General features: G+C 50.1%; 24 protein-coding genes and 2 tRNA genes. 21 read left to right on the forward strand and 5 right to left on the reverse strand.

Features of this window, described 5'->3' with window-relative positions; translation table 11 throughout:
• Positions 1 to 124: 124 nt before the first annotated feature.
• The 16 genes from PGL01S_RS25775 to PGL01S_RS25845 all read left to right on the forward strand — a co-directional run bounded on the left by PGL01S_RS25775 (position 125) and on the right by PGL01S_RS25845 (position 13,590).
• Positions 125 to 1,306 carry a GNAT family N-acetyltransferase gene (locus PGL01S_RS25775; protein ID WP_127497760.1) on the forward strand — a complete coding sequence of 394 codons (1,182 nt, stop codon included), beginning with the start codon at positions 125 to 127 and terminating at the stop codon, positions 1,304 to 1,306.
• 166 nt (positions 1,307 to 1,472) lie between these two features.
• Positions 1,473 to 2,930 carry an IMP dehydrogenase gene (guaB, locus tag PGL01S_RS25780; RefSeq protein WP_127497762.1) on the forward strand — a complete coding sequence of 486 codons (1,458 nt, stop codon included), beginning with the start codon at positions 1,473 to 1,475 and terminating at the stop codon, positions 2,928 to 2,930.
• A 285-nt stretch (positions 2,931 to 3,215) separates the two neighbouring features.
• Complete coding sequence (locus PGL01S_RS25785) at positions 3,216 to 4,502, forward strand: D-alanyl-D-alanine carboxypeptidase family protein (protein ID WP_127497764.1); 1,287 nt, start codon at positions 3,216 to 3,218, stop codon at positions 4,500 to 4,502.
• A gap of 178 nt (positions 4,503 to 4,680) precedes the next feature.
• Entirely contained in the window at positions 4,681 to 5,562 is an 882-nt protein-coding gene (gene pdxS, locus PGL01S_RS25790; protein ID WP_127497766.1) for a pyridoxal 5'-phosphate synthase lyase subunit PdxS, read from the forward strand.
• Between the two features lie 38 nt (positions 5,563 to 5,600).
• Complete coding sequence (pdxT, locus tag PGL01S_RS25795; RefSeq protein WP_127497768.1) at positions 5,601 to 6,188, forward strand: pyridoxal 5'-phosphate synthase glutaminase subunit PdxT; 588 nt, start codon at positions 5,601 to 5,603, stop codon at positions 6,186 to 6,188.
• A 36-nt stretch (positions 6,189 to 6,224) separates the two neighbouring features.
• Positions 6,225 to 7,508: a serine--tRNA ligase gene (serS, locus tag PGL01S_RS25800; RefSeq protein ID WP_127497770.1), complete on the forward strand. Its 1,284-nt coding sequence runs from the start codon at positions 6,225 to 6,227 to the stop codon at positions 7,506 to 7,508.
• Between the two features lie 79 nt (positions 7,509 to 7,587).
• Positions 7,588 to 7,676 (forward strand) — tRNA-Ser (locus tag PGL01S_RS25805).
• 258 nt (positions 7,677 to 7,934) lie between these two features.
• On the forward strand, positions 7,935 to 8,279 hold the full coding sequence (locus PGL01S_RS25810; RefSeq protein ID WP_127497772.1) for a hypothetical protein: 345 nt from the start codon (positions 7,935 to 7,937) through the stop codon (positions 8,277 to 8,279).
• A gap of 12 nt (positions 8,280 to 8,291) precedes the next feature.
• A complete protein-coding gene (locus PGL01S_RS30970; protein ID WP_164775596.1) occupies positions 8,292 to 8,465 on the forward strand; it encodes a hypothetical protein in 174 nt (57 codons plus the stop codon).
• Positions 8,466 to 8,488: 23 nt separating this feature from the next.
• Complete coding sequence (locus PGL01S_RS25815) at positions 8,489 to 8,641, forward strand: small acid-soluble spore protein P (RefSeq protein ID WP_127497774.1); 153 nt, start codon at positions 8,489 to 8,491, stop codon at positions 8,639 to 8,641.
• A gap of 129 nt (positions 8,642 to 8,770) precedes the next feature.
• A complete protein-coding gene (locus tag PGL01S_RS25820) occupies positions 8,771 to 9,829 on the forward strand; it encodes a hypothetical protein (RefSeq protein WP_127497776.1) in 1,059 nt (352 codons plus the stop codon).
• A gap of 23 nt (positions 9,830 to 9,852) precedes the next feature.
• Positions 9,853 to 10,578, forward strand: a complete 726-nt coding sequence (locus PGL01S_RS25825) for a DsbA family oxidoreductase (protein ID WP_127497778.1) — start codon at positions 9,853 to 9,855, stop codon at positions 10,576 to 10,578.
• 42 nt (positions 10,579 to 10,620) lie between these two features.
• The gene (locus PGL01S_RS25830) at positions 10,621 to 11,046 is read left to right on the forward strand and encodes a NucA/NucB deoxyribonuclease domain-containing protein (protein ID WP_127497780.1); all 426 of its coding nucleotides are present in this window, start codon (positions 10,621 to 10,623) and stop codon (positions 11,044 to 11,046) included.
• Between the two features lie 235 nt (positions 11,047 to 11,281).
• Positions 11,282 to 12,049 carry a glycosyltransferase family 2 protein gene (locus PGL01S_RS25835; protein ID WP_127497782.1) on the forward strand — a complete coding sequence of 256 codons (768 nt, stop codon included), beginning with the start codon at positions 11,282 to 11,284 and terminating at the stop codon, positions 12,047 to 12,049.
• A gap of 103 nt (positions 12,050 to 12,152) precedes the next feature.
• Positions 12,153 to 12,935 (forward strand): methionine ABC transporter ATP-binding protein, encoded by a 783-nt coding sequence (locus PGL01S_RS25840; RefSeq protein ID WP_127497784.1) that lies wholly within the window; start codon positions 12,153 to 12,155, stop codon positions 12,933 to 12,935.
• Entirely contained in the window at positions 12,886 to 13,590 is a 705-nt protein-coding gene (locus PGL01S_RS25845; RefSeq protein WP_127497787.1) for a methionine ABC transporter permease, read from the forward strand. The genes PGL01S_RS25840 and PGL01S_RS25845 overlap by 50 nt, the downstream gene beginning before the upstream one ends.
• Here the strand turns inward: PGL01S_RS25845 and PGL01S_RS25850 are convergent, their stop codons facing one another.
• From PGL01S_RS25850 to PGL01S_RS25860, 3 genes are all read right to left on the reverse strand, one after another.
• Entirely contained in the window at positions 13,591 to 14,109 is a 519-nt protein-coding gene (locus PGL01S_RS25850; RefSeq protein WP_127497789.1) for a DinB family protein, read from the reverse strand.
• Positions 14,110 to 14,483: 374 nt separating this feature from the next.
• Entirely contained in the window at positions 14,484 to 14,750 is a 267-nt protein-coding gene (locus tag PGL01S_RS25855) for a hypothetical protein (protein WP_127497791.1), read from the reverse strand.
• 69 nt (positions 14,751 to 14,819) lie between these two features.
• Entirely contained in the window at positions 14,820 to 14,987 is a 168-nt protein-coding gene (locus PGL01S_RS25860; protein ID WP_307719645.1) for a hypothetical protein, read from the reverse strand.
• A 153-nt stretch (positions 14,988 to 15,140) separates the two neighbouring features.
• Here PGL01S_RS25860 and PGL01S_RS25865 point away from each other — a divergent pair, with 153 nt between their 5' ends.
• Positions 15,141 to 15,866 (forward strand): MBL fold metallo-hydrolase, encoded by a 726-nt coding sequence (locus tag PGL01S_RS25865; protein WP_127497793.1) that lies wholly within the window; start codon positions 15,141 to 15,143, stop codon positions 15,864 to 15,866.
• A gap of 117 nt (positions 15,867 to 15,983) precedes the next feature.
• Here PGL01S_RS25865 and PGL01S_RS25870 read toward each other — a convergent pair.
• Positions 15,984 to 16,061: transfer RNA gene (locus PGL01S_RS25870), tRNA-Arg, on the reverse strand.
• A 283-nt stretch (positions 16,062 to 16,344) separates the two neighbouring features.
• Between PGL01S_RS25870 and PGL01S_RS25875 the strand changes: the two genes are divergently transcribed.
• Positions 16,345 to 16,536 carry an aspartyl-phosphate phosphatase Spo0E family protein gene (locus tag PGL01S_RS25875; protein WP_091190862.1) on the forward strand — a complete coding sequence of 64 codons (192 nt, stop codon included), beginning with the start codon at positions 16,345 to 16,347 and terminating at the stop codon, positions 16,534 to 16,536.
• Positions 16,537 to 16,538: 2 nt separating this feature from the next.
• On the opposite strand, the gene tadA is transcribed toward PGL01S_RS25875, so the two are convergent.
• Positions 16,539 to 17,009, reverse strand: coding sequence for a tRNA adenosine(34) deaminase TadA (gene tadA, locus PGL01S_RS25880; protein WP_127497795.1), 471 nt, complete (start codon positions 17,007 to 17,009; stop codon positions 16,539 to 16,541).
• A gap of 213 nt (positions 17,010 to 17,222) precedes the next feature.
• Between tadA and PGL01S_RS25885 the strand changes: the two genes are divergently transcribed.
• Genes PGL01S_RS25885 through rluF form a run of 3 tightly spaced genes read left to right on the forward strand, consistent with a single transcriptional unit; the run spans position 17,223 to position 20,569 of the window.
• A complete protein-coding gene (locus tag PGL01S_RS25885) occupies positions 17,223 to 19,097 on the forward strand; it encodes an ATP-binding protein (protein WP_127497797.1) in 1,875 nt (624 codons plus the stop codon).
• A gap of 17 nt (positions 19,098 to 19,114) precedes the next feature.
• Positions 19,115 to 19,861 carry an NAD-dependent epimerase/dehydratase family protein gene (locus PGL01S_RS25890; protein ID WP_127497799.1) on the forward strand — a complete coding sequence of 249 codons (747 nt, stop codon included), beginning with the start codon at positions 19,115 to 19,117 and terminating at the stop codon, positions 19,859 to 19,861.
• A gap of 6 nt (positions 19,862 to 19,867) precedes the next feature.
• Positions 19,868 to 20,569: a 23S rRNA pseudouridine(2604) synthase RluF gene (gene rluF / locus PGL01S_RS25895; RefSeq protein WP_127497801.1), complete on the forward strand. Its 702-nt coding sequence runs from the start codon at positions 19,868 to 19,870 to the stop codon at positions 20,567 to 20,569.
• Positions 20,570 to 20,624: the final 55 nt, after the last annotated feature.

The following is a 20,624-nucleotide window of genomic DNA, read 5'->3' on the forward strand; positions in this document are numbered from 1 at the left end:
TGAAAGAGCCTGCCGCATTTACGCGGCAGGTTTTTTTGTGTTTATCGTTTTCTAACATTGCCCTGTCTCCTCCCACTGTGCCATAATGTGAATGTTTACAGGCCAATTTGAGAGGAGTCTGGTTATGACCAAGGAAACACGATTGCTTACGATGGATCAATTCGACGATATGATTGAGTTAAGTCAGTTTGCATTTCAATATGAAATTCCAGCTGTTAAGCTGGCAGAATCACGGGAGCGTTTTGAACGGGAGGAAACGGATCGCTGGGGGATCTACATAGATGGCAAGCTTGCAGCTCAACTGGCTATCCTTGATTTATTTACCTATATTGGCGATAAGCGATTTGCCATGGGCGGTATTGCAGGCGTATCGACTTGGCCTGAGTTTAGACGTCAGGGATTGGTTGCCGAATTGCTTCATCACTCTCTTGAGAAGATGAAAGAGAAGGGGCAAACTTTATCTTTTCTACATCCGTTCTCGATTGGCTTTTACCGCAAATTCGGCTGGGAGGTCTATACGGATCTTAAAACTTACCGGATCGATGTAAGCCAGCTGCCCGCAAGAGCGCCATACAACGGAACGATCAAACGGGTGGAGCAGAGCTACGAGCTGTTGAATCCGATCTATAACACCTATGCCAAGCAAGTGAATGGCGCGTTGGACCGTTCGGTAGCCTGGTGGAATTACAGGATTGCCTCACGCAAGAAGGGACAGACCTGCGTCTTTTTTGACAGTGCCGGAGAAGCGCAAGGTTATGTCATCTACGAGGTGAAGAACAGAGAGCTGTTCGTTCATGAGTTGATTGATTTGACGGAAGAGGCTCGCCGTGCTCTATGGTCGTTCCTTGGTCAGCATGACTCTATGATTGACCGGCTGGAAATTAAAGTAGCGACAGACGACGGTCTTGCTTATCTGCTTAATAATCCGCGGATCAAGCAGGAGATTGAACCGTATTTTATGGCCCGGATTGTGGATGCGGAAGCATTCCTTAACGAATATCCGTTTGAGGCCGGCAAAGAAGAGACCCTCCTTCTTGACATTCAGGATGAGCATGCGGCTTGGAACAATGGACGGTTTGCGGTTCGTATTGCCGCTGATGGCACTGCGAATGCAGAACGCATATCGGGAGAAACTAACAAGGAGTCCATTCGGACGGGAATCGGATCCTTGGCAGCTGTTCTGACCGGCTATAAACGTCCGACCGAGCTGCTTCGTTACGGTCTCATTCAAGGCGACAGCCGGCAGGTGGAGCAGCTGGAGAGAAGAATTCCGGTACGCACAACGTTCCTGCCCGACTTTTTCTAAAGCGCTATCAACGAGATTGCCTATTACTGGGTGTAAAAAGGCTTACTTTCCTGCATAAGGGAACCGTTCCACTCATAAACCTAACATCCTTGACAGCCCCTACCCCCTCTGATAATATTGCAATAATATGCGTGAGAGGTATCTAAATTAAGGGAGGAACTTACTCGTGTGGGAAACGAAATTCGCCAAAGAAGGCCTGACATTCGATGATGTACTGCTCGTACCGCGGAAATCTGTTGTGTTGCCTCGTGAATCGGACGTATCTACAAAACTTAGCGAAGGCATCAAGCTGAACATTCCGTTGATCAGCGCAGGGATGGACACTGTTACGGAGTCGGCTTTGGCGATTGCTATAGCTCGTGAGGGCGGAGTCGGCATTATTCATAAAAATATGTCGGTTGCTCAGCAGGCAGAAGAAGTTGATCGAGTTAAACGTTCGGAGAGCGGCGTTATTACGAATCCATTCTCGTTGACACCGGATCATCACGTTTACGACGCTGAAGAACTGATGGGCAAATACCGTATTTCCGGTGTTCCGATCGTAGACAACGAACAGAAGCTGGTTGGTATTTTGACAAACCGCGACTTGCGTTTTGTTCATGATTATTCGATTAAAATCAATGAAGTGATGACTCGTACGGATCTTGTAACGGCACCTGTCGGAACGACTTTGCAAGAGGCGGAAGGCCTTCTTCAAAAGCATAAGATCGAGAAGCTTCCTCTCGTTGATGAGAACAATATCCTTAAAGGGCTCATTACCATTAAAGATATTGAAAAAGCCATTCAATTCCCTAATGCGGCGAAAGACAAGCATGGTCGTCTGCTCTGCGGCGCTGCGGTTGGTATCGGCAAAGACACGGCTGACCGCGCGGATGCGCTCGTACAAGCAGGTATCGACGTATTGGTCGTTGACTCGGCGCATGGTCATCATATTAATATTATCGAAGCGGTTCGCAAACTGCGTGCTAAGTATCCGGATCTTACGATCATCGCGGGTAACGTAGCAACGGGTGAAGCCACACGCGACCTGATTGAAGCAGGCGCATCGGTCGTTAAAGTCGGTATCGGTCCTGGTTCGATCTGTACGACGCGCGTTATCGCGGGTATCGGCGTACCTCAAATTACCGCTATCTACGATTGCGCAACCGTAGCTCGCGAATACAATGTCCCAGTCATTGCAGACGGCGGCATCAAGTATTCCGGCGATATTACAAAAGCAATCGCCGCAGGCGCAAGCGCGATTATGATCGGCAGCTTGTTCGCGGGTACGGCTGAAAGCCCTGGCGAAACGGAAATTTTCCAAGGCCGCAGCTTTAAAGTATACCGCGGCATGGGCTCGCTTGGCGCTATGAAGGAAGGCAGTAAAGACCGTTACTTCCAAGAGAACGAGAGCAAGCTTGTTCCGGAAGGTATTGAAGGACGCGTTCCATTCAAAGGTCCTCTTGCCGATACCGTTCATCAGCTGCTTGGCGGACTTCGTTCCGGTATGGGCTATTGCGGTACTAAAAACCTTGATGAACTGCGCAACGATACGCAATTCATCCGGATTACAGGCTCGGGTCTTCGCGAGAGCCATCCGCATGACGTTCAAATTACAAAAGAAGCTCCAAACTACTCGCTGTAATAACCCGACCACGGGAAAAAGCAGACAAGGACTTAGCGACTATTCGTCTAGGTCTCTTGTCTGCTTTTTTGATATGGCGCGTAAGCTTAATAGATAAGATTTTTTTAATCTGCCTCCTGAAAAATACATAACTGCCATTCGGAAATGCGTTCCCACCGCTAGCAGACTGAGAAAACCGCTCTATTTATGCCAGAAAGTAGAATCGCCCCACATTGGTTTAACTCTACCTATCCCATGTGTTACAATGAAATTCAAACGACTTAGGGATGAAAAGGGGAGAAAACGTTGAAAGTATTGCCGGTAAGATTACGGTCACTAGTAGTAGCATTCGTTGCAGGTTTAGTAGCATTATCATTAGGGACGTCCTCCGTTAATGCGGCAGGTACGGCGGGCGGCGAATGGGTGGAAAACTCCCTTGGCCTTGAGTTAAGTTCAGCCATCTTGATCGACGCCGACACGGGCCAGGTTGTATATGAAGTAAATGCGGACGAGCCCCGTCCTCCTGCAAGCATGACCAAGATGATGACCGAATACATCGTTCTTGAGCAAATCAAGAGCAAAGCGCTTAATTGGGATGAGATGATCACGGTTAGCGAAGAAGCAGCAAACACGCCGAAAGACGGCTCACAGGTTTATCTGGCTCAAGGCGAGCAATATAAAGTGAAAGATCTTTATATGGCCATGGCCGTAGGCTCCGCGAATGACGCGACAATCGCTTTGGCTTCCGCGATCGGCGGCAGCGAGCAAGGTTTTGTGGAAAAAATGAATGAAACGGCTCAAAAACTCGGACTTTCTTCCGCTCATTATACAAGCGCAACCGGTTTGGCTGATACGACAGTGATTTCGGCAAGAGACCAGGCAAAACTGGCTCAAATCATTATTAAGAATGATCCGGATTTCCTGGAGTACGCGTCGACGACCGAATACAAATTCCGTCCTCGCGATGACAAACCAATCGTGAATATTAACTGGATGCTTGCTTCCAATAAGAGCAACACTTATCTAAAGGCTTTTGCTTATGACGGTGTGGACGGTATGAAAACAGGCTATATCTCCGCTGCGGGTTATACGTTTACGGGTACAGTAAAACGCGGCGACCAGCGTTATATCAGCGTTGTTATGAACACGAAGTCGAAGGAAGCTCGTTTCAACGAAACAGCGAAGCTGTACAACTACGCTTTTAACTCCCTCGAGAAGAAAACGGTTATTCCGGCAAAATCCGTGGTAGAAAAAGCAGAAACGGTTAAAATTAAAAAAGGTGTGAAAAAATCGGTTCCGATCATTACAGAATCCGATATTTCACTTATTGTGAAAAAGGGTACGGAGCCGAAGGTCGAGCTTACCGGCTATGAGCTTAAAAAACCGGAGGAGCTTGTTGCTCCGATTAAAGCCGGTCAAGTCGTAGGTACGGCAACGTACAAATATACCGATGAGCAAGGCAAAGCATTGGAGAAAACGGTCAACCTGATTGCCAGCAAAGATGTGAAAAAGGCAAGCTGGTTCGCCTTGATGTTCCGCGGAATCGGAGGCTTCTTCTCCGGTCTGTTTAACGGTATCGTCGATTTGTTCTAATCTAGCGCCGGACATGCTCTAAAGCATGACAGGTAAGGCAAATCAAGGGTTGTCGATTAATGGCCCATCCTGTAAAATAAATGGTTAGAGTAAGCGGCGAGCTTCAACCTAAATAAGCGATTAAGCGCTTAGCCCCCTTCGCGGGGGCTGCGCTCCATTTTAAGGAGGATTTCTAAGCATGGAAACAGGTACTTCGCGCGTAAAACGCGGTATGGCAGAAATGCAAAAAGGCGGCGTCATCATGGACGTTATGAACGCCGAGCAAGCTAAAATTGCGGAAGCAGCAGGCGCAACTGCCGTTATGGCATTGGAACGCGTACCTTCTGACATTCGTGCAGCAGGCGGCGTAGCCCGTATGGCTGACCCGACAATCGTAGAAGAAGTTATGAAAGTGGTATCGATTCCGGTTATGGCGAAAGCCCGTATCGGTCATATCGTAGAAGCACGCGTTCTCGAATCGATGGGCGTTGACTACATCGACGAATCCGAAGTACTGACTCCTGCGGACGAAGTATTCCATATCAGCAAGAACGAATTCACTGTACCTTTCGTATGCGGCGCTAAGGATCTGGGTGAGGCTCTTCGCCGTATCCAAGAAGGCGCAGCTATGCTTCGTACAAAAGGCGAGCCGGGAACAGGCAACATCGTTGAAGCTGTTCGTCACCTTCGCTTGATCAATGGTCAAATCCGCAAAGTACAAAACCTGTCCAAGGACGAGCTGTACAACGAAGCAAAAGTTCTGGGCGTTCCTTACGATCTGCTTCTGCAAGTTCATGAGAGCGGCAAACTGCCGGTTGTTAACTTTGCGGCAGGCGGCGTTGCAACTCCATCCGACGCAGCACTCATGATGGAACTGGGCGCTGACGGCGTATTCGTAGGCTCCGGTATTTTCAAATCGGACAGCCCGGAGAAATTCGCTCGTGCAATCGTTGAAGCTACAACGCATTACAAAGACTACAAATTGATCGCGGAAGTTTCCAAAAACCTGGGCACTCCGATGAAAGGCATTGAAATTTCGAAGCTGCAAGCAGCTGAGCGTATGCAAGACCGCGGTCTGTAAGTAGCGGAAGCGGTATCTATAGAAAGGCGTGTAGGCTTATGAAAATTGGTGTACTGGCGCTTCAAGGCGCGGTAGCAGAGCATATACGCAGTTTGGAGGCGGCGGGCGCGGAAGCGGTCGCCGTTAAACGAATTGAAGAGCTTGCTGAGCTCGACGGTATCGTTATTCCAGGCGGCGAAAGCACAACAATCGGCAAGCTGATCCGCAAGTACGACTTCCTCGAGGCGCTCAAGGAGTTCTCGAAGCAAGGCAAGCCGTTATTCGGAACCTGTGCCGGTCTTATTATTTTGGCAAGCGAAATCGAAGGTCAAAAGGATGCGCATCTGCAGCTGATGGATATGGTTGTGGCCCGTAACGCCTTTGGCCGCCAGCGTGAAAGCTTCGAGACGGATCTTCCGATCAAAGGAATCGATGAACCGATCCGTGCGGTGTTCATCCGTGCTCCTCTCATTAAAGAAGTTGGCAGCAGCGTTGAAGTATTGTCCGTATACAACGATGAGATTGTAGCCGCAAGACAAGGGCATCTGCTCGCTTGCTCCTTCCATCCGGAGCTCACGGACGATTACCGTCTGCATGCTTATTTTGTCGACATGGTGAAAGAAGCGGCTAAAACAACGACGAAGTAAAATACTTCGTATAGCACTAGAGAGGGGTCAACTGTCGTGTTGGACGTGAAATGGCTACGTAACGAATATGAGCAGGTGGAGAAGGCGCTGAAGAACCGTAGCGCTTCGCTCGACCTTATTTCCGGTTTTCCGGAGCTGGACGTTAAGCGCCGCGCTCTGCTCGTTGAAACAGATAATTTGAAGACTCGCCGCAATACGGTATCGCAGGAAGTGGCGAAGCTGAAGAAATCCGGCGGCGACGCTGAAGCGCTGATTATCGAAATGCGCGAAGTGGGTGACCGGATTAAAGAGCTGGACGAGGAGATTCGCACGGTTGAGGCCCAAGTGGAAGAGCTGATGCTGGCTATCCCGAACCTGCCTCATGAGAGTGTGCCGGTAGGTTCTTCGGAAGAAGACAATGTCGAGATTCGTCGTATCGGCGAGCAAACGACGTTTGACTTCGAACCGAAGGCTCACTGGGACCTTGCGCAGGATCTGGGTATCCTCGACTTCGAGCGCGCAGGCAAAGTAACAGGCTCGCGCTTTACCTTCTACCGCGGCCTTGGCGCTCGTCTGGAGCGTGCATTGATCAGCTTTATGATGGATCTGCACAGCGACCAGCACGGCTACGAAGAAGTGCTGCCGCCTTACCTTGTTAATCGCGACAGCTTGATCGGTACAGGCCAGCTGCCAAAGTTCGAAGAGGATCTGTTTAAGATCAGCGATTCGGACTATTTCCTTATTCCAACGGCTGAAGTTCCGGTAACGAACCTTCACCGGGAAGAAATTTTGTCGGTTGAAGAGCTGCCGAAGCATTTTGTCGCCTACAGTTCGTGTTTCCGTTCGGAGGCAGGTGCGGCCGGCCGCGATACGCGTGGTCTGATCCGTCAGCATCAGTTCAACAAAGTCGAGCTGATTAAGCTGGCGAAGCCGGAAGAGTCTTATGATGAGCTGGAGAAAATGACGGCGAATGCAGAGAAAGTGCTGCAGCTGCTTGGTCTGCCATACCGTGTTCTAACGCTTTGCACGGGCGATATGGGCTTTACGGCGGCTAAGACTTACGATCTTGAAGTGTGGCTGCCTAGCGCAGGCACTTACCGTGAGATTTCGTCCTGCTCCAATGTAGAGGACTTCCAGGCACGCCGCGCAGGCATTCGCTTCCGCCGCGATGCGAAGAGCAAGCCGGAGTTCGTGCATACGCTGAACGGTTCGGGTCTGGCGGTAGGCCGTACGTTTGCCGCTATTCTGGAGAATTACCAGCAAGCAGACGGAACGATTGTAGTACCGGAAGTACTACGCCCCTATATGGGTGGTCTGGAAAAAATCAGCCCGCGTGCTTAAATAATTTGCCATGGGCCAAAAATGCAGTTGATTCTGGTTTTTGGCCTGTGGTACAATAACTTTTGTCAGTTCTTTATATGGAGAGGTACCGAAGCGGTCATAACGGGGCGGTCTTGAAAACCGTTAGGGTGCAAGCCCACGTGGGTTCGAGTCCCACCCTCTCCGCCAGTTTTTATCTACAGTATACATAACACGTCCGAGACGATGGTCTCGGGCGTTTTTTTGTTGTTTTTGATTAAGTGAATTGGGGATAACCTGTTCTGCGCCAATGGCCTGCCTGTGAATAAACCCTTGCTGCACCTTATACACAGCGTTGTGAATAAAGGGGAGAATATGTGGATAAGTCTGTGGATAACGTGAATGGCCGCAGCCGAATAATTCGAATCGCATTGCCGCATCTTATAGGTTGTGGAGGTGCTTTTACAAATGGCTAATGATAAGCTTCAAATTGATCAGAATCAGCTTGTAGCCGCATGGCAGCGTACCTTGCCGGAATGGATCAAGGATGCGGATAATTGCGAGGTTTTCGCCGATGAGTCGGATCCTAACGCACTTCGCGTTACCATTCATACCGCAGGACACCAAGCTTACTCCTTTGACTTCAAGGTATGTTATGTGGATAGCCGTGAAGTGAAGGTCGAAGTGATTGATGTGGATAAAAATAAAGTCTCCATTGATGAACGTACCGATCCGATGCAGCAATTAATTCAGGATTACACCCGTCACCTGCATGAATGCGCGCAAGCCCTTCATCAGCTGACACACGCGTAGGAGGGACCGTCCATGACGAAGGCAAAAGGCTCGCTCGACAAAAACCTGTCGAACGTAATTGACGATCTGGCTCAAACGCCGGTGAACAGCCATCAGGCTCAGCAGCTCAATCAGGATGCGAATGACCGGCGCCAAGATGCGCTTAATCATGACCAGCCGACAGATTTGCATCATCAGCGCAGTTAACCTTCTATAGGAGGCGTTAAACCATGAGCAAACCCGATTCTTATCCCGTCCCTGAAGCACAAGAAAATGGCGGCAGACAGCGTCAAAGCCATGGCCGTCAGCAGGAGCCATTGTCCGGCTCCAAAAAGGTGAAGCAAAGAAACCATGTTCGGCATAATAACCCAGAGGGTTCATGAACTTTATAAATCCGATTAGACGAAATCCCGTTCCAGTCCGCTGGAACGGGATTTTGCTGCATTTATCTTCTAAATGTCCCGGTGTTGTTATAGAATGAAGGTATTGTTTAAAAAGGGGGACGAACGGAATTGAAAACGGTACAGCGGTTGGCTTATGTTGCACTTATTGCTGTTCTACTCGTAATAGCAGGCTGCAGCTCCGGCGATGCACCGCCTAAGCAGGCTCTTCAGGATGCCATGCAAAATATGGAAAAACTAGATAGCTACTCCGCTAAAATGTCTCTTGGCATAGATAATATCGAATTACCTGCAAGCGAGGCGCAAAACGGAATCGATATGACTTCCGTTATCACCGGTATGATGAAGGGCGCTAAGCTGGATATTAAGATGGTCTATGCGAAGGAACCGAAGCGTACGGATATGGAGCTTAATCTTCTGTTATCGGGAACAACGATTACCATTCCGATGATTATGACGGCTGACAAGCTGTATATGAAGCTGCCGGCTTTGCCGATGCTTCAGCTTCCGGAATCGGCTGCCGGTAAATTCGTTGAGCTGGATTTGAAGGCGCTGGCGGAGCAGCAAGGCGCGGCCGCAACAACGCTGGATGCCGCAGCCCAGCAGCAATTGGTGCAAGAGCTTGGCGCGGTCGTACTTAAGCATTTTGACGAGAAAACCTATTTCAAGAGCGTGAAGGCCAAGGATGCCGGCATACCGGGTGATGTAAAGGCTGATCAAGTGATCCAGTTCAAGATGGATGAGAGCAATTACAAGCAATCTGTCCAGACCATTGTCAATGAGATGGTTCCGGAGCTTCTGACGGTAATCGCTTCAAACGACTCTTATTTGCAGGCCATTCAGAAGTCCAAGGAAGATGTAGAGAAAATGAAAACGGACTGGGAAGCAGATAAGGCAGCCAAGATCGATTATCTGAACCAGAATGTGAAGGTCAATGAGCTGACTTTTACTGGAGCCATCAATAAGGATAAGATGCTGTCGTATCAGGCGGGGAAGGTTAACGTTGAACTGACGGATAAGGATACCGGCGGTACAACCAAGGTAAATGTCCATTACGACATGACATACGGCGACTTGAACGGAAGTCCGAAGTTTCTCTACGAGGTGCCGACGGACGCCGTGAAATTCGAGGATTTGATGAAGCAAATGCAGCTTCCGCTGGGACTGTAATTAAACAAAGGATGGTGTTCATTATGAAAATAGAAGTATGGTCCGATTTTGCTTGCCCGTTTTGTTATATCGGCAAACGCCGCTTGGAGCAGGCGCTTGGCGAATTCGAGCATGGTGATCAGGTTGAGGTGGAGTTCAGAAGCTTTGAGCTTGATCCAAACGCTCCTATCGAGATCGGTCATGATGTATACGATTATTTGTCGAACAAATACGGCATGTCCCGCCAGCAGGCGATTTCCAATAACGTTCAATTGACGCAGCAGGCAAAAGCGCTTGGCCTGGATTATCATTTCGATACGATGATTCTGACCAATACGTTCGACGCGCATCAGCTGACTCACTTTGCAGCCAAGTACGACAAGCGTGAGGAGATGGCTGAGCGTCTGTTCAAAGCTTATTTCACCGATTCCAAGCATCTGGGACGCAAAGAAATATTGGCTGATCTAGCCGCCGAAATCGGACTTGACCGCGAGGAAGCGCTGAAGGCTCTGGAAGATGGCACTTACAAGCAGGAGGTTCGCGCAAACGAGCAGGAAGCAGGACAGCTTGGCGTGCGCGGCGTACCATTCTTCGTCATTGACCGCAAATACGCGGTTTCCGGCGCTCAGCCAAGCGAGGTATTCCTGCAGGCGGTATCGAAGGCTTGGGAGGAAAACAAGCCGCTTACCGTTATTGGCGGAGACAGCGGGACAGACGGAGCAGATGATGCCTGCGTTGATGGGGTTTGTGCTCCTAAATCCGATAAGTAACGGAATCAGGCTTGTCTAATTGCAGCAGGAGGTCACTTCGCTTTGAAGAAACTACTCGCCATTTTATTTGTGGCTATTCTGATCTATGTCGTACCTCGTCTAGACGATTGGCAGGAACATCCAGGAACGGAGCCTGCTTCATCAAGCAGCTATACCTTGGAGTTCCCGGCTGACCGATATCCGGAGACGGCAAAGCATATCCGCGAAGCCATGGCTTCGGGAGAGTCCAAGATCTGTACGATTGACCGGGAGAATGCCGAGGAGAACCGCAAGGAATCGCTGAAGGATATTCCGACCAAAAAGGGCTATGACCGCGATGAATGGCCGATGGCCATGTGCAAGGAAGGCGGAGACGGAGCGGATATTGCTTATATCGCTCCCTCCGACAATCGCGGAGCGGGTGCTTGGGTAAGCAACCAGCTGGATACGTTCCCGGACGGGACCCGGGTGGAATTTATAGTGAAGTAAGCATAGGCCTTTGCAAGCGCGTCCGACCGCGTCTGCAAAGGCCTATTTCATCAGAATGATAATCAGGCTGTTGTCCGACGATAATGGGATAGGTGCGCATATAATAACGGTATCGGCGCAATACCGCGAACCTACTTCACTTAAAATTGAAAAGCTGTTAGAGATGGCACGACATGAGCCTGAATGCCATGTCATGACCATTTTCACAACATTAATATAGGAGGTTGCTAAAGCAATGAGCGCTGCAGACGCAAGAGGCGTCACGATCATTACATCTACCATGCGCCCCCAGCTTATCAATCAATTGTTCCAGAACTATGCCCGGCAGGATTGGGAGAACAAAGAGCTTATCATTATTGTCAATAAAGATAGGGCTGGGCTCCAGCAATATCAGAATAAGGCTAAATCTTTCCCGAATGTGCGGGTATACCGGATGCCGGAGAGCTCAAATCTTGGTGCATGTCTCAATTACGCGGCTTCGCTGGCGAAGTACGACTATATCGCCAAATTCGACGACGATGATTATTATGGACCCAATTATATCTCTGAGGCTATGGTGATGTTCCAGATAAGTAAAGCGGATATTGTCGGAAAGCTGGACATCTATTATTTTTTCCCGCATCGTTCAACCTTAATGCTGCGAAGAAGGGGGGCATCCTGGTACTCCCCGGTAAGCAAGGTTGCCGGGGCGACCATTATGTTCCATAAGGGGGTGCTTGAGAAGGTGTCCTTTAACACCAAAGTCCGCCAAGGCTCGGACGCGCGGTTTATTAAGGGAGCGTTGAACAGTAAGTTCCGTGTTTACACGACATCGCCTTATAACTTTGCGGCCTTGCGAAGAGCGGACCGCACCTCTCACACGTGGAGAATTACGGATAATAATTTGCTTGGTTCTAAGGGAGCGGTCATAATCAGAACCAACAGATACCGAAAGCGCGTAAACCGCAGCCTGCAGCAGCTGCATGAAATGGGGCTGCATAGGCCGAATTCCAACGCTCAATAAGGGCGATGGACAGCTAAGCTTCTCGGATGAGAGGCTTAGCTTGCCCTTGTCTATGGATGTTTGCTACCATAAGGGCAAGTTCACGAGATAAGTAGGAGAAACGATGATCACGTTTAAAGAAGTCAGCAAACGATACAAAGCCGGCAGGCAGTGGGTGGAAGCGGTCAAGCCTACCTCTTTACATATAGAAAAAGGGCAGATTCAAGGGATAATCGGTTTCAGCGGAGCGGGCAAATCGACCTTGCTTCGTATGGCCAATCTGCTCGAGACGCCAACTACCGGAGAGGTTTATATAGATGGACAAGAGCTTACGGGGCTGAGCGCAGGAGAATTGCGGGAAGCGAGACGATCGATCGGAATGATTTTTCAGCATTATAACTTGCTAAGCAACGAGACTTGCGCGGCCAATGTGGAATTCGTGCTGAGAGCGGCAGGACTGCCTTATAGAGAGCGGAAGAGAAGAGTGGAAGAGTGCCTTGAGATCGTTGGGCTGGCGGATAAAGCGAAGCAGTATCCGGCGCAGCTGAGCGGCGGACAGAAGCAGCGGGTGGCGATCGCCAGGGCTCTTGCGAACGATCCTAAGGTGCTGCTGTGCGATGAGCCGACTTCGGCGCTTGATCCGGTTACAACCCTGTCGATTCTGGAATTTCTGGAGAAAATCAACCGTGAGTTCCAGGTGACGATCATGCTGGTGACGCATGAGATTCAGGTGGCTAAGCGGTTATGCAATAACATTGCCGTTATGGAGAACGGGCAGATCACCGAGCAGCTCGATAGGAATCTTCCCGGTGTTAAGCCGGTAACGCCGCTAGGGCAGTTTTTGTTCGACACCGCCGATGGTTCTTCCTCTTCCGTGTGGTACAGAGGGGAGGATTACCGTGGATAGTGTTCTGGCATTAAAATCAGAGATGATAAAAGCGATCGAGCAGACTCTCACAATGGTCTCCATCTCGGTCTCGGCAGCAGTCATTATCGGCTTGCCAATCGGCATACTCCTGTTCCTCACGGCACCTGGCCATCTAAGGGCTAACCGCCCGTTATACGGCGTTGTTAGCTACGCGGTGAATCTGGTTCGTTCTTTTCCGTTCCTTATCCTGCTCGTAGCTTTAATTCCATTCTCCCGAATGATTGTAGGAACCGCGATTGGCCCCCTTGCAGCTTCCGTATCGTTGTCAGTGGCGGCTATTCCGTTCTATGCGCGGCTGGTGGAGCAAAGCCTGCGGGAAGTGCCTAATGGGGTTATAGAGGCTGCGGTAGCCTCGGGAGCGCCGATGAAGCATATCATATGGGGGGTACTGTTGTCCGAAGCCCGCCCGGGACTGGTATCCGGCCTTACGGTAACGATTATTAGCTTTATCTCGTATTCCGCGGCGGCAGGTACCGTCGGGGGCGGAGGGATCGGCGATTTAGCCATCCGTTACGGCTATCAGCGGTTTGATACCGAAGTAATGGCGGCGTGCATCGTGATTCTGGTTGTTCTCGTGCAGCTTGTCCAATGGACAGGCAGCTTCGCTGCCTCCCGGCTGGATAAACGTAAATAATTAACTGTTCAAGTAACGCTCTTGGATAATCGTGAGATGATTCCGTTCATGCCCGTAGATAATGCAAGCTAGCGCGCGGGCGCTAAGCGGTAACTGATTCGAAATGCCAAGCCGGGTGAATGCTTCTTTAGGCAACTGCTTCAGCAGAACGATCGTCGCTTGGCGAACGGCGTTATAGTTCTCGAGCAAGTCGGAAACAGAGAGACCTTCGAACGGATTGCCCTCCATATAAGCGTCCTGATCAAAGCCGGGAAGCGGGGTGGAGTCGCCTCTTGCGATGCGAAGCAGACGGTAGCTCATAATACGTTCGGTGTCCGTGACATGACCCAAAACCTCTTTCAGCGACCACTTTCCCTCCGCATAACGATACTCCGCTTTCTCGTTGGATAACCCGGAGTAAATACGGTTCGTTTCCGCTTGCTGCTCAGCTAATAATGCAATCAAATCTCCTTCCGGGACAAGGTTGATATATCCGGTTACAAATCCTTGATATTCGCCTTCTTGCGGACGTTCGAGCATGAATGGCACCTCCTTAGAATTAATTGGAGTATACCTCCTGCGGTGGTTGTTTTCAATAGAAAAGAGGAGCCCTTTTACAGGCCCCTCTTTCGACGGTGTGTTGTTTGAATGAGACTTTACATATCACACTTCACGTATTGATCACTCGGGCGCGTCTTACTCACGAACCGTTAGGGCGGAACGTGTTAAGCTCGCGGTTGGATGTACTCTGCGGCACAACCCCTCGCTTCCATCGTTATAAGTGGCTAGTTAAGATCCCTCAGCAGTTCTTGCACTATAAAGTCCAATGGAACCACACCTCACTTACACCGTCACAAGTATTATGGTCCGGCTTCACCTTTGTTATGCACGATTCGTAAAGAAATTGTAAATCGCTAATCCGAATCCCTTAATGCCAATCCGCAATTGGCGCATACCTTATCTGACTGATGGACGAGGTGTCCGCAGCCCGGGCAATTCTCGTGGTCTTCATCGTTTGCTGTTTGTGGAGGTTCGGGGCTTTTGCCGACCAGATGATCCCGGATTTCCTGAATGTTTCTTGCCATTGTTGAATTGTCGATGGCGCTTTGGATAACTTCATGCAGAATCCAGTAAGCTATAAGTCCGGCTAGAAAAACACCAAGAATGACGATTACAATCATGATGAACCTCCATGGCAGAATGAATTTGGATGAAATTTACAATCAGTATACCATGGAGAAGAGGAAGGGTTAATCCGGAACTTCGATATAATCCGATACCGTGCTTTTCAGCAGATCGATAAGCTCCTCGTCCATAAAGCCGTATTCATCGGGAATCCCGAGACAAATAACCTGCTTGCCGATTAATTCGGAGGAGAATCTGGCCTGCAGTCTTCTCAGATGCTTTCTCTCCATCACAAAAATAAGATCAGCCCAGCCGACATGCCTTGGCGGTTTTTACTGCGAAATCCAGCTTTGACAACGGAGAATGCGGACGATTTGACGCGCGGCTATGGAGAGATCTATACTCTACTCGTATGTTACAGGATCAATTGAAACGGAGGCAGCGCTATGCGGATTGCAGATGGTATTGAGATGTTGGAGCTTGAATTGGGGCCGATGACAATCTGTCCGACGGTCTTGTTCGACAAGGATGAATGGGTGCTGGTCGACACGGGCATGCCGGGTTCGGACTCAACAATTATAGAGCTTGCCAAGCAGGCGGGCATTGGTGAACGGAAATTGAATACGATTCTTCTGACTCATCAGGATCTCGATCACATAGGAGGGCTTCCGGGCTTCAAAGCGGACAATCCGGAGCTTGTTATCTACGCGCATGAGGGTGACCGTGCCGTTATCGATGGCAAGAAGCCAATGCTTAAGGCATCGCCCGAAAGAATAGCTACTTTGCTCGGGGCGCTGCCGGAGGCAGCCCGCAGCCAGTTCGAGGCGACTTTCATTCACCCTACAGGCGCAAACGTAAATCGGACATTGGCAGACGGAGAAAATCTGCCGTTCGGTGGCGGGATTACGGTTATTCATACGCCGGGCCATACGCCGGGCCATGTGAGTCTCTACCATCAGCCAAGCAAGACGTTAATTGCGGGCGATGCGATGGTAGTGGATAATGGAGAGCTTAAAGGCCCTAGGGAGGCTGTAACGCCCGACATGGCAACGGCGCTTCAGTCGCTGAAGAAGCTTAAGGATTTCGATATTGAAACCGTAATCTGTTATCATGGCGGAGTGATCAAAGGCGATGTGCAAAGCCGTATCGCTGCGATAACGGAAGGCATATAAAAGGTAGCTCAATGATAAACGCGCAAATTCCTTAGGGCAATTTGCGCGTTTATCTTATTTATGGCCGCTTAAAATAAAAAAAACCGCACAAGGTGCGGTTCGGAAATGTGATAAATATGGCGCGCCACGGCGGGATTCGAACCCGCGACGCACAGTTTAGGAAACTGTCGCTCTATCCTGCTGAGCTACGGGCGCGCAGTATGGTTTATTTTAGCACGGGTGGCTTGGAACTTGCAACGTCCCTGTTTTATCTCTAATATGTAACATTTCTTATCAACAAATATATGAACGAGTATGAAACATCTAGACGACTCCCACAAAAGATGGTAATTTAGTACTGTTGGTCCAATTCGTGTCGAATCGTGCCTGAAAATTGTGTTTTCTTGTCGACAGGTTTTTACAAACAGTAAAATGAAGAAAGCGTATAATAATTTTATACCTACATCAATGAATATAAGGAGCGTGCCCCAAAGCGATTATGGACAAAACAGATCTGCTTATACAATTGCAATCGCTGCGGCTGAAGCTTCATGAAGTAGCGGAGGCACGCGGTAGCCTGACCGACCCCGATGTCCTTGCGATCAGCGAAGAAGCTGATCAATTGATTGTTGCCCTGCAATATATCCAGCGTAACGAAGTGGCTTGTTCTTCCGCGCGCAGAAGCGAGTAGCGTTACTTCCGCTTGTTTCTCAGGTTTCTGAAGAAATTCGTCAACAGCTCGGCGCATTCTTGCTGAAGAATGCCGCTTGTTAATTCTGTTTCATGATTGAAACGGGGTTCCTGGAGCAAGTTCATTAACGTGCCCGCACAGCCTGCTTTAGGATCGCCCGTTCCGTATACAACCCGTTTCACCCTGGACTGGACTATGGCGCCTGCGCACATCGGACAAGGCTCAAGTGTGACGTACAGCGTACAGTCCAAGAGCCGCCAAGCACCAAGCCGCTCACAAGCTTCTCGAATAGCGACCATTTCGGCATGCGCAGTCGGATCATGGTTAGTCTCCCGCAAGTTATAACCCCTTCCGACAACTTCCCCATTTTTCACTAGGATGGCACCGATCGGTACTTCGCCTATTTGTTCGGCTTTTTTGGCTTCTTCTATGGCGAGCTGCATCCAGGCCTGATCTTCTTGTTCTCGAATCATATTACCCTCCAACGTACGATAAAATCGAACAAATTCGCATTTATTCATCGAACAGATATTCTGTTGTTAACATGTAGTGGATAAAATTGTGGATAACTATCATGGTGTCCACAAAACTACACACAAACTATTCTATGGGCATGTGGATTAGTTGTTGATAATGTCAATAACTTGTGGATAACTGATGCCCAATTTAAAGGATGTGCATAGCCAGTGTCTTTTAAAGCCAAGTTCTCCATCTACATATTTATGATTGTTCTGGCGATGTTTATCCTTATCGTTATTTTGGACCAATATGCCGCGCTTCGCAATATGAATCAGGATATGGAGGAAGTGATGGAGCAGGCTTCGGCCAAGCTCTCGGACTCATTTGACCAGCATCCGGGCTGGACCTCGGACGTAGCCGCTTTAAGAGACGATCCGGAGTTCGAACCCAATGAAATGCAGGACTTATTAAAAAAGCTTTACCCCGATCTGGAGGAAGTAACCGTGTTCCGTCCGGATTCTACCGGAATAATGTCCGAGGATAAGGTGTTGTTCGGCACTTACACCTTCAAGGACGAAGCCAAAGATATGGCTTACGCCGCGCAGGTTGCCGAGAAGGGCTTCCAGGTCCGCGAGGTGAATTGGAACGGCAAGGAGTATATCAAGAGCTATTACAGCGATGCGAGCCTTGCGCCTTACGTGATTGGCATGGTGTACGACTGCGAGGAATATAACCAGATTATGAGCATGAAACGGATGGATGCGATGACTTATGCCGGCGTTATCCTGCTGTTCGTGCTTATTAGCAGTTATCTGCTTGCCGGATTTATGCTGAGGCCGCTAAACGCGATTTTGTGGAAGGTAAACGAAGTATCGCTCGGTCGCTTCCAGACGGCTATAAAAGTCAGAGGCAAGGATGAGTTTGGCCTGCTGGCGCTGAAGATAAACGCGATGTCCCAGAACCTAAGCATTTATATGGAGAAGCTCCGCCAGGCCTTTGAGGATAACCGGCAGATGAAGGAATATTTGCAGTCCTTTATCGACCATACAAGCGATGCGATTCATGTCGTGGATTTACAGGGGAAATTCATTCAAGTGAACAAAGCCTTCGAGCAGTTGTTCGGTTACACCTCGGAGGAGGTGTTTGGCGCGGAGATCGAGCTGGTACCGGACACGCATAGGGGAGAAATGCGCCTGATTATCAATTCTCTGCAGGAGGGCAAGGTGCTGCCTGCCCAGGAGACGATCCGGATGACCAAAAGCGGCGAGATCATTCCCGTCAGCGTCACCATATCCCCTATAAGGGACACGGAGGGCGTCATTCAGGCTTTCGCAAGCATTACCCGCGATATGAGAAGCCGTAACCGTATGGAAGAGCTGCTGCGCCGTTCTGAGAAGCTTACGACGGTCGGGCAGCTGGCAGCCGGAGTGGCGCACGAGATCCGCAATCCGTTGACTACCCTGCGCGGCTTCCTGCAGCTTCAGCAGCATACGGGCAAGATGAATCTGGAGCATACCGGACTGATGCTGTCGGAGCTTGACCGGATCAACCTGATTGTCGGAGAATTTCTGATTCTGGCAAAGCCGCAGGCAACCAGATTCGCGCCAAGAGACGTCAGGGACGTTTTCCGAAGCGTTTTGTCGCTGATCGACAGCGAAGGGCATTTGCATAACGTGACCTTTACGACATCTTTTACCGAAGCGCCATGCCTTGTGTCCTGTGAAGAGAATCAACTGAAGCAGGTTTTCATTAATCTGCTCAAGAACGGAATCGAGGCCATGCCGTCCGGAGGAAGAATACATACCCATATCGCTTCAAAAAACGACCAGATTACGATTTCCATTACGGATGAAGGAATCGGAATACCGGATGACATGATCCCGAAGATCGGCAACCCGTTCTTCACCGGCAAGGAAAGCGGCACGGGGCTTGGCATGATGATCAGCCAGCGGATTATCCACAGTCATCAGGGGCTGATGGAGATCAAGAGCCAGGTGAACGTCGGAACAACGATTATCATTACGCTCCCTGCTTTGAAAGAAGGGAACGCGAACGGTATACTAGTTGAAGGATTGGATAAACATAGCGCAAATGTCGGCTGAGGAGGAGTAATCCGTCAATGGACAACATTGCAGGTACCAGTACTTACAGCTGCTTGATTGCGGGAGCTACGGGACTTGTCGGATCGGCGCTGCTGGAGCAGCTTCTGAACGATCAGGCCTGTCATTCCATTACGGTATTAGCCAGGCGGCCGATTGGCCGCATAGAGATGGAGCCGGAAGCGAGGTCCAAGCTGCACGTCATTATCGCGGATTTCGACCGGATGTGGGAAGCGCTGGATGACGTGACGGTGGATCTCGTGTACTGTACGCTGGGGACTACGATAAAGACGGCGGGATCCCAGGAAGAGTTCCGCAAGGTGGATTATGACTACCCGCTTGCCTTGGCAGAGTGGGGACAGCATACGGGAGCGCGTCATTTTCTGGTCATAACGGCAATGGGAGCTTCGTCTTCCTCTGCCTTTTTCTATAATCGGGTAAAAGGCGAGCTTGAAGAGCAGCTGGCCCTGATTCCGCTGGAATCGGTCCGGATCTTCAGGCCGTCGCTGCTGCTTGGCCCGCGTCAGTCGTTCCGACTTGGAGAAACGATTGGCGCGGCCGTGTCGAAGGCAGTACAATGGGGTATGGTAGGCTCGCTTCGGCCATACCGTCCGATCGCGGGCGAGGCTGTCGCCAAAGCGATGCGGATAGCAGCGAAGCAAGCCATGACGGAGCAAGCAGGGGATAGGCAGGCGGAAGGACAGCCAGCTATTCATACGTATTCCTCCGATCGCATAGCGGAAATGGCAGCACAGACTACGGGGTGAACTTTTGTGCGTATTAATAAGTTTATAAGCGAGACAGGATATTGCTCCCGTCGTGAGGCGGATAAGCTGGTCGACAGCGGACGCGTCACGATTAACGGAGCGAAGGCTGAGCTCGGCAGCCAAGCGGAGCTTGGCGATGATGTACGGATTGACGGGAAGCGGATCGGCGAGCAGAAGCATCATGTTTATATCGCTCTGAACAAGCCGGTGGGCATTACGAGCACGACCGAGCTGCATATCCGCGGCAATATCGTCGATTTTGTCGGCCATCAAGAGCGGATCTTTCCGATCGGCCGGCTGGACAAGGATTCCGAAGGGCTGATTCTGCTCACGAATGACGGCGACGTGGTTAATCCGATTCTCCGCTCGGAAGGCAAGCACGAGAAGGAGTATATCGTTACGGTTGACCGTCCGGTTACGGCGGAGTTTGTCAAAGGAATGTCGAGCGGAGTTCGCATCCTGGGCAGCATGACGCTGCCCTGCCAGGTGACCAGAGTAGGGGATCGTGTCTTCCGGATTGTTCTGACCGAAGGGAAGAACCGGCAGATTCGCCGGATGTGCGAGGCATTTGGTTACCATGTGCGGAAGCTGCAGCGCATCCGCATTATGAATATTCATCTCGGACAATTGCCAACGGGCAAATGGCGGGACTTGACGGAAGCGGAAAAAGCGGAGCTGTTCGGTTCCTTGAATTACCGCCCGTCGTAAGGCAGGTTAAAACAGAAACTCCCCTGATTCTAGGAATCGGGGGAGTTTTCTTTAA

This window comes from Paenibacillus glycanilyticus NBRC 16618, assembly GCF_004000805.1.
GTDB classification, from domain to species: Bacteria; Bacillota; Bacilli; order Paenibacillales; family Paenibacillaceae; genus Pristimantibacillus; species Pristimantibacillus glycanilyticus.